This window comes from Pseudorhodoplanes sp. (assembly GCF_050250235.1).
Lineage (GTDB): Bacteria > Pseudomonadota > Alphaproteobacteria > Rhizobiales > Xanthobacteraceae > Pseudorhodoplanes.
In genome coordinates this window covers 1-4,638 of sequence record NZ_JBFWPA010000265.1, presented here as the reverse complement: position 1 = coordinate 4,638, position 4,638 = coordinate 1, and the positions used below count along the sequence as shown (strand labels likewise).

Annotated in this window: 6 protein-coding genes; 3 read left to right on the top strand and 3 right to left on the bottom strand. The window is 57.0% G+C overall.

The features are described 5' to 3' along the window. Nucleotides 1-55: 55 nt before the first annotated feature. Nucleotides 56-724: a hypothetical protein gene (locus AB7F49_RS38290; protein ID WP_428532914.1), complete on the bottom strand. Its 669-nt coding sequence runs from the start codon at nt 722-724 to the stop codon at nt 56-58. A gap of 259 nt (nt 725-983) precedes the next feature. Here AB7F49_RS38290 and AB7F49_RS38285 point away from each other — a divergent pair, with 259 nt between their 5' ends. The 3 genes from AB7F49_RS38285 to AB7F49_RS38275 are packed head-to-tail and all read left to right on the top strand — an operon-like array spanning nt 984 to nt 3,087. Then, the gene (locus tag AB7F49_RS38285; protein WP_428532911.1) at nt 984-1,484 is read left to right on the top strand and encodes a hypothetical protein; all 501 of its coding nucleotides are present in this window, start codon (nt 984-986) and stop codon (nt 1,482-1,484) included. After that, nucleotides 1,481-2,005 carry an ImmA/IrrE family metallo-endopeptidase gene (locus AB7F49_RS38280; protein WP_428532908.1) on the top strand — a complete coding sequence of 175 codons (525 nt, stop codon included), beginning with the start codon at nt 1,481-1,483 and terminating at the stop codon, nt 2,003-2,005. Before AB7F49_RS38285 ends, AB7F49_RS38280 begins: the two co-directional genes overlap by 4 nt. Then, entirely contained in the window at nt 2,002-3,087 is a 1,086-nt protein-coding gene (locus tag AB7F49_RS38275; protein ID WP_428532905.1) for a beta family protein, read from the top strand. Before AB7F49_RS38280 ends, AB7F49_RS38275 begins: the two co-directional genes overlap by 4 nt. Here the strand turns inward: AB7F49_RS38275 and AB7F49_RS38270 are convergent. Beyond that, nucleotides 3,033-3,770 (bottom strand): sce7726 family protein, encoded by a 738-nt coding sequence (locus AB7F49_RS38270; protein ID WP_428532902.1) that lies wholly within the window; start codon nt 3,768-3,770, stop codon nt 3,033-3,035. The genes AB7F49_RS38275 and AB7F49_RS38270 overlap by 55 nt on opposite strands. A gap of 155 nt (nt 3,771-3,925) precedes the next feature. Next, entirely contained in the window at nt 3,926-4,582 is a 657-nt protein-coding gene (locus AB7F49_RS38265; RefSeq protein ID WP_428532917.1) for a hypothetical protein, read from the bottom strand. Nucleotides 4,583-4,638: the final 56 nt, after the last annotated feature.

Genomic DNA, 4,638 nt, shown 5'->3' with positions numbered 1-4,638 from the left:
CGGATGTAAGGCGTCCCTCCGGCTTGCAAGATTGGAATGAACCCGGAAACGCGCTTCACGATGTGTCGGACTGCATCGCGCTCACAGCGAGGCCGTGGCACTCGGCGAGCACGCGATCGACATCGTGAACCGGCGTCCTCCGGTAGCCCGGCGGACGGCCGGGCCGCATCGGCGATGCGAAGCGCACGCCGGGCTTATCCCCGCGTTTCGTCCGTATACGGACGAGACGGCGGGCCTGGCGCGGCAGATCGTCGAGCGCATCCTTCAGCGCTGCAAGCCTTGACGCGAGGCGGCGGCCGTCGATGCGGCCATCATCGGGTGGCGGGGCGGGCGGCGCCGGCGGGCGGATTGCAAACCATGAGTCGCTGCCGAAAATGTGGATGCGCGGAACAGGCGGTGGACCGCCCGGCTTGCGGCTGGACACGAAGCGCTTGCGCCGGTCAAAAAGTTGAAAGGACCGGCGATGGCCCGCGCCGCGCGGGATCACGCCTTGCGGCTTGAGCCGGGCGGGAGCGGGCTTTGGTTTAAGATCGCGCGCGGCGATGACGATGAGGCGGCGCAAAGCGGATTCAGCGGGCCTCAAGACGCGAAGCACGGCGCGGTGAAGCGGGCGCGGAAGCCTCGCCACGGTGCCGCCGCCCGCCAGCCCCAGCATGGCGAACAACGCTGCGACAATGACTTTCAGGGCTTCGCTGTTGCGTTCAATGGCTCTGTCCCAGTCCATGCTATGGTCCTGTCGTGAATAGAACATAACAGGAACATATAGGATGCGAATAGTCTGTCAAGGGGAAACCAGACGACCTGATTTCTTGCACTTCAAGAAACAAGTGCCCCAATACGTACGCGCTTCTCCGCCGTCAGAAATAAAGCGACCCAGATCGTTTTTTTGATCTTGATCTCGACACGTTGAAGCCGAATCTCTTGCTCATATCTATTGCTCGGAGCTAAGGAGACATAGCTCCCGAGACGGCAGACTAACATAGTTGGACAAGACCCGCGATCTCACTCACGCGAGCGCCTTTAGCGCCTTAGCCTGCGGCATCTTGCTCGGAGTGGCGATAGGTGGCGGCGCGGTCGTCAAGTTGACCGTTGTTAACGGCAAAATGGAATCCCAGATCATGTCTTACGCAGATATGGCGGCGATCCTCCTCGGGGTCCTTACTATTGTCTTGGCGATACTCGTGCCTCTGGCGGGAATATTTGCTTTTGTCGTCAGTCGAAATCAGGCGTTGGAGAAAGCTAAAGAATGCATCGAAGATGCGATGAAGGAAAATGGCGTCCTGATCAAAACCGTTCAGGAGCTGATCGATCGGCAATTCCAAGACGAACAAGGCGTGATTCGTACTTATATTAAGACGGTTATGGAAAAGCAGGCCGCTGATAACCCGCCAGACAAACCGGCTGCTGATAAGCCTGCGCAGTCAGTGTCATTTGAGTTCGAAAACGATGAGTATGGAGACCCGCCACGAAAGGGACCAGCATGATCGGTAAGAATTCCGCCGAGTGGCGAAGCCTTCCTGCTGCTTCTCGCGAGACGATTCAGACTCATCAGAGCAGCGCCCCTGTTCCTGTGGGAGCAATAGCGAAAGACTTTGGTCTTGTTGTGAAGGTCGCCACCATGCCTGCGGATATCTCGGGGGAGATCAAGCCTGACGCGACCGCAGAAGGCGGTTTCAAGATCACCGTGAACCGTCACGAGCCAAAAATACGTCAACGCTTCACCATCGCGCACGAGATTGGGCACTACCTATTGCATCGAGACCTAATAAAGGGCGGACTTACAGATACGGTCTTATACCGATCGAAATTGTCCAACAGCAGAGAAGCCGAAGCCAATCGAATAGCAGCTGACATCCTCATGCCATGGACTTTAATCATGCTGTGGAAGGAGCAGTACCATGCGCGCTCCTTCGAGGGGCTGGTTGAAGAATTCGCCGCGAAGCTGGAAGTCTCTGAAATCGCGATGTGTATTAGGTTCGGCCTTCCAATTGAGGGGCGCAAATGAGCCTGCTTTCGGAAAAGCTGTCATCGAAGTATGTGCCCATTCTCGCAATACGGCCTGCTGAAATGCGCGCTTTGGAGGAACTTCCCGAACACGATAAGGATCAGATGCTTCCTATTGCGCTGTTGCGACCATGGCTTCGCTCCGCAAGAATCGATAACACCACCAGACGATGGAGCGAAGCATATGGTTCGCGCCCATGGATCGCAGACATCGATCCATACTATCCATCCCTGAAGGCTGATGACGACGGCGGGGATGATAGGCCTGTGTTCACGACGCTCGACTCGTTCTCCATTGCGACCGATGGTTACAAGGCATGGTGCGACTTCGTTACCGGATTGAACAACGTAATTCCCTGCGTGAGAATTGGCCCTCCTGCCGAAGCAACAAATATTCGGCTCCAGATTCGTAGACTGAAGGCTCTTAGTCGTGGAATATGTGTGCGCGTTCCTCGACAACCATTCCCGCAACTAACGAGTCTTCTTCAATTTCTCGCAATGGAAGCAGTGACCGATGTAATGATCGTACTCGACTTCCTACAAGTGACTGGAAACGATCTTCCCGCCGCAGCGCAAGCTGTCGGTTACATCAATACCGTTCGGGCCCAGTTACCGACCGCCGCTGTAGTGTTGTCGGCCACCACGTTCCCTGAATCGTTTGACGGTATTTCAAGGCAAGAAATTGCGGAGCGCGCATTCTTCGATTCAGTGAGAAGAGCAATTCCCGGCGTCCCTCTAATTTTCAGCGATCGGGGAAGCGCTCGCGAAGAGAGGCGAGAAGGCGGCTTCGGAAGGCCATTGCCACGAATTGACTATCCTACACCGAACGATTGGTACTTTTTTCGAGAGAGGGACGGCTATCAAATCGCGGCCGAGCGGGTGATGAGCAGCAGGCAGTGGGACCCGCGGATAATGATTTGGGGAACGCAGCAGATTCAACAGACTGCGAAAGCAGACCCCTACGCCATCATATCCCCGGCTCGATCAACGGCTGTGAGGATCAACCTGCATCTTCATCGGCAGCTTTTCTACGGCGATCCGGATGGTGCAATCAAATCGGTCGAGGATGACTGGGTGGATTGAACCTGCGCGGCCCACGCGCTCCAGCTTGTTTCAATCTCAGATTTTGTCTTTGCATGCCGCTCTCGACGTGAGCGATATGGACTTAACAGTTGCAGATGCTCCGTCTGGATTTCCGATTCGGCGGTCTCTGCGATGAAGGCTTTGCAATGCGGGCTAAATTTCTTGCGCACATACTCTATGACGGCCTTTTTCAGCGTCCTGTAGGGCAATCGGGTGAGCGCTTGCGCCAACGCGGCCCTATCCCCGTCACCCGAGAGATCATTGCTGCTCGCGACACGCCGCAGTTCGACGAGTGATAAGGATGCACAAAGAGTCAGCTTTGTTGGCGAGACCAGCTTGCTCTCCCTGAGAACATACACTTTGTCATCCTGAAGCACCCAAATGCCCACGCGACGGGGCACTAGCGTGAAGGCGGCCTTTACGTGTTTTTCGTCAAGCACCAGAGTCACGGTATCGAAAAATTTGCAGAAGACTTCGGTTTGAGCCTTCAACCGCCGGAGTGAATCAGCCTTCGATTTGATTTCATAGCAATGCAATCGACCGTTGGCGGCCACTACCACATCGGCCCTTGCATCCGCGATCGAGAACTCGTTGATCAGTACTGATGTGCGCTTCAGGATTTTCTTGCGACGGATATGCCGCAAGAGTTTTGCCTTCGCTTCTGCTTCCTGAACGCCAGCCATGAACACCCCACACGATGATAACGGGCGAATAGCATACAAGCCGTTAAGGGCCAAACACATCGAAGCAGAGTCCACTGATTCCTCGTGCTGCCTCCTTGGGCAAGGGAAACTTGCAAAGACAACCTCACAAAAGTGGGCGCCCTTCCCTGAGCCCGTCACCCACCCACCATATAATCCGCTACGCTGTAGCAGTGGCTGGCCTGGTAGGCGTTGCGGCCGCGATTCATGTGGGTCAGGTTGAAATTGCGGATGCCGCGCAGGGCGCGGCGGTTCTTCAGGAATTTGCGGATCGAGACGGAGCCCCTGATGGTGACGCCGAAAATGTCCGCGCCTTTCACGAAGAACCAGCCGGCGTCTTCCGGTGCGGCGACTGAGCGCCGGAGAAACGCCTCGTCGACACGGTTCTCCGCGGGTGAATGGTCGGTGGTGAAATCGGACAAATGGACGATGAAGCGCGCGCGGATGCCCTCGCCATCGGCATAGAGGGTGAACAGCTCCATCCAGCTCGCATTGACGCGGATGAGCGGCTTGCCGGCGCTCGACGGCAGGCAGGACACCGACCAGTAATAGCGCTCGGTCTTGCGCGGGATGGGGATCGCGGCCCGGCCGTAGAGCGCGAAGAGCTTCAGAACCTCCGGCGCCTGCGGGAGACGCATGAGCTTGTGAAGCCGCGGGGCGAATTTGAACCGCAGCTCGGGTTCATCATTCCGCTCCTCGGCGTCGCGCAGTTTCGCCTTGCCTGCGAGCCAGGCGCGCTGCTGTTCGGGATCGAGAAACTGGCGGAGGCCCTTGAGACGCGGAGTCTTGCTCATGCCGGCGATCCTATGCGGGGCGCGCGCACGCTTCTGGCAGTTGCGCGCGGGCCTAT

Coding starts and splice junctions, on each gene's coding strand:
- AB7F49_RS38270 (WP_428532902.1), bottom strand. CDS start 3,770: ATGGCTGGCGTTCAGGAAGCAGAAGCGAAGGCAAAACTCTTGCGGCAT.
- AB7F49_RS38275 (WP_428532905.1), top strand. CDS start 2,002: ATGAGCCTGCTTTCGGAAAAGCTGTCATCGAAGTATGTGCCCATTCTC.
- AB7F49_RS38280 (WP_428532908.1), top strand. CDS start 1,481: ATGATCGGTAAGAATTCCGCCGAGTGGCGAAGCCTTCCTGCTGCTTCT.
- AB7F49_RS38265 (WP_428532917.1), bottom strand. CDS start 4,582: ATGAGCAAGACTCCGCGTCTCAAGGGCCTCCGCCAGTTTCTCGATCCC.
- AB7F49_RS38290 (WP_428532914.1), bottom strand. CDS start 724: ATGGACTGGGACAGAGCCATTGAACGCAACAGCGAAGCCCTGAAAGTC.